This is a genomic window from Candidatus Aminicenantes bacterium, from assembly GCA_026393795.1.
In the GTDB taxonomy this organism is placed as follows: Bacteria; Acidobacteriota; Aminicenantia; order UBA2199; family UBA2199; genus UBA2199.
This window is the reverse complement of sequence record JAPKZL010000070.1, coordinates 1-3544: the sequence shown is the minus strand read 5'-3', so window position 1 is coordinate 3544 and position 3544 is coordinate 1. Positions and strand designations below refer to the sequence as shown.

The following is a 3544-nucleotide window of genomic DNA, read 5'->3' as shown; positions in this document are numbered from 1 at the left end:
TCTCAAACCCGATCATGACTTGCTCTCCAAGCTATTTTCCATGATAAAATTGTCCCATTTTATAGACTTGTTTTCAATAAAACATCACTAAAAAATATTTAAACTCTTTCTATGATTTATCGGATTTGGGCAACAGCCCGTGAATATATGAAACTGACAACCTTGCATTTTTATTTTATCTGCTTATAATGATCGGGTGAGGTGGAACATGAAAAAAACACTGATTCTAGCCCTTTGTGCCTTGCTGATCGGCGCCGCGGCCATGTGGGCCGTGATCAAGGTCGTCATCCCGCAATGGAACCGTTCGGCCGAAGACAACACCTACTGGCAAGTGACGGCCAAGCTGGACCAGGGCGGCGAAGCGTTCGCCTACCTGCATACCGAAAAGATCACGGCGGCTTTTACGGGTCTGTTGACCAACCTGCAAAAAAAACTGGTCCCCGCTGCCGCCGGCCCCGAGGATAAAACGGCCCAAGCTTTCAACGTGTTCAACATGCTCTTGAAAGGCTACGGGCTCGAGGAGATCGCCGGCGTGGGGTTCAGCTCGATCACCCTGCAACCGGGCTTGCACCGCAACCGCGTCGTCATCTTCCATCGCCCCGGGCGCAACCAGGGGCTGATCTGGAATATATCCGGCCCCGCTCCCCGCTATCTGGATGAGCTGGAGATGCTCGGCGATAACACGGCTTTGGCTTTCGTCTCCGATTACAATATCGAAAAACTGGGCGAATGGATCGGCAAGCAGGGGCAAAACATGCCCGGCCAGGGCATGGGGCAGGGGCTGGAGATGATGAAAATGGGACTGGCCAGCGCCGGCATCGACGGCAACCGCCTGCTCAAATCCTACGGCGGACGCCTGGGCTTCCTGCTGACCCTCGACCCGGAAAAACGCGTGGCTGTGCCCATAGGCGGCTCTTCCATTTCGATCCCCGAACCGGGAATCGCCCTGCTTATCAAGGTCAATGATTCCTACCTGTTCGACCTGCTCAAGGGCAAGCTGGCCGGAACGGGCAAGGCCCAGATCCGCGATGAAAACGGAATCAAGAAGATCAGCTTTCCAAGGATGCCCATGCCTTTCCCGTTGGAGCCGATCATCGCCCAGAAGGGCGACTGGCTGATCGCGGCCACGCTGGCTTCGGTGGTTCAGGGCGTTTTCAATCCCGACAGCCCGCGCTTAAGCGACAGCGCCGAATACAAGACCATGGCCACCAAGATGCCCAAGCGCGGCAACGGTTTCGGCTATGCCAGCCCCATGCTGCCGCGTTTGCTCGCCCAGATCCTGCGCGAAAACAAGACCATTTTCCCGGCCTCCGTCGGCCTGGAAAAGATCGCCGCCATCATGGCCCGCGGCAAGGGCTTCTGCCACGTCTGGGAAAATTCTGACACCGGCTTGGTCTATACAATCAACCATAGTTTTGAAGTCTTTACCCTGGCCGAGATCATCGAGGCCGTCGTCGACATCGCCAGGGAAAAGGCCGTGCTGCCGGAAGGCGCCGCCGCAGCGCCGCCGGTTGGCGGCGAGGCGGGCAAGTAAGGCTTGCGAAAAATAGCCGCTCTGCCGCTTTTGCTGCTGCTGGCGCTGCCTGGATGGTCCCAGGAAGCGGAGGTTGAAAAGGTGCCCGCGGTCGAGGGCGGGTCGTTGTTTTTCGAGGTGACCGCCCAGTACCTGTCCTTCAGCCATCGCGACCTTGACGGCAGCATGGTCCTGGGCAACGCCGAGCAGGTCTTCTACATCCCGCGCGTCAAGGACAGCCTCGGTTTCGGCGTCGGCTTCGGCCGCCGTTTCCACTCCGGTTTGTGGTCGATCTCCTACCTGGTCTCAGGCCACGATGTGACCTTCCAGGGTCGGAACGGCACGGCCATCTCGCGACTGGTCCAGATCAACTCGCGCACCTTCCTGCTGAAAAGCTCCGTGGCGAAGGTCTTTCTCCATTTCGGCCTCAGTTTCCCCTGGCTGACAGTGGACAACAACGCCGCGGACAAGAATGGGAATGTCGTCAACGCCACCTACCTGGGGGTGGGGGCCAATGCCGGGGCGGGCCTGCTGCTGCCGGTTTCTTCGCGGATGTTCTTCAGCGGCAGCCTCATCTACCGCTTTATCGGCTACCTGTACGCCAAGGGGCCTGGGCGGGGCATAGATGTCACCGACCTGTTTGACGACCGTTTCGGGCCGCGCCACCGTTCCTACCTGCGCTCTCCGGTCTGGGCGTTGGAACTGAGCCTGGGCTACACGATATAGAGCGAAAGGTGCAGCGCGCCACAAGCAGTCCCTTTTGACAGTGGGTCACCCATAAATTAGAATAGGTCCATGAGAAAACCTACTTTTTTCATCCTGGTTATTCTGTTGGCCGTTTTTGTGGTTCCAACCGCTGCCGGCGCCACCGAAGATGACGGATGCACCGTGATTGCCGTGGGGAAAAAAGTCTCGGCTGACGGTTCGGTGATCCTGTCGCATACGGATGGCGGGCCTAACTCGCGCGTCTATATCGTGCCGGCCGCCAGGCACAAAGCGGGCGAAACGGCCCCAATTTATTGGGGCATCACTGACCTCGGCCGACCGTTGCGTGACGACGGTGAAGTGCTCGGCACCATCCCGCAGGTGAGTGAAACCTATGCCTATATCCACTCGGCCTACTCGCATATCAACGAGTATCAGCTTGCCATTGCCGAGAGCACGACCAGCCAACGCCGGGAACTGGTGGTCACCCGCGAAACCGGAAAGCAAATCATGACCGTGGAACAGGCCATGATCTTTGCCTTGCAGCGCTGCAAAAAAGCGCGCGCGGCGGTCAAGCTCATCGGTTCTTTCATGGAGACCTACGGTTTTCTGCCCTCGAGCGGTGACGGCGCCGAGGACTTGGTGATCGGCGATCCTGAAGAAGCCTGGGTGCTGGAAATTTTCGGCGTCGGCCCTGGGTGGACAAAAGAAAGCGGTAAACCCGGCGCTATCTGGGCGGCGCAGCGTATCGGCGATGACCAGGCTTTGATGATCCCCAACTGGAGCATCATCAAGGAAATCAACCCGAATGATAAAGATAATTTTATGGTTTCGGCAAACTACTTGCAGGAAGCGCTGGACCGCGGTTGGTACAAACCCGCTTCAGGAAAACCTTTTATCTGGCAGGATGCTTACGCTCCGCTGCCGGAAGAATTCGCTACCAGTCGTTTCTGGTTGTTTTACAGCACCTTCATGCCTCATTTGGCTGAATGGCCTAAAAGAAAATTGGACAAAAATCCCTTCGAAACCATCATTCCCTACTATCAATTCGTCGAGCCCCTCTCTCTCTATCCTTTCTCCGCCAAACCGGAAACAAAGATTTCAGTCCATGATGTGATCGCTTTCCAGCGTTCGGTTTTCGCCGGTACCGTCTATGATATGACTGCCCAACCCCAATGGCTGGTCGCGGATGGCCAGGGCGGCTTCAAGGTGAGTCCACTGGCTACTCCGTTTCCGATGAGCGATTTGCGTGCGTTGCTCAAGCTCAGCTACCGCCGGATGGTGGCCCGCCACCGCGGTCATTACGGCATGGTCTGCCAGTTGCGC

3 protein-coding genes are annotated in these 3544 nt (G+C 57.1%); all 3 read left to right on the top strand.

Features of this window, described 5'->3' with window-relative positions; genetic code table 11:
• Nucleotides 1-208: 208 nt before the first annotated feature.
• Nucleotides 209-1534, top strand: a complete 1326-nt coding sequence (locus NTW95_03405; GenBank protein ID MCX6556468.1) for a hypothetical protein — start codon at nucleotides 209-211, stop codon at nucleotides 1532-1534.
• Between the two features lie 3 nt (nucleotides 1535-1537).
• Nucleotides 1538-2239, top strand: coding sequence for a hypothetical protein (locus tag NTW95_03400; protein MCX6556467.1), 702 nt, complete (start codon nucleotides 1538-1540; stop codon nucleotides 2237-2239).
• Between the two features lie 69 nt (nucleotides 2240-2308).
• Nucleotides 2309-3544: C69 family dipeptidase (locus NTW95_03395; GenBank protein MCX6556466.1), on the top strand; the 1236-nt coding region annotated here is incomplete at its 3' end.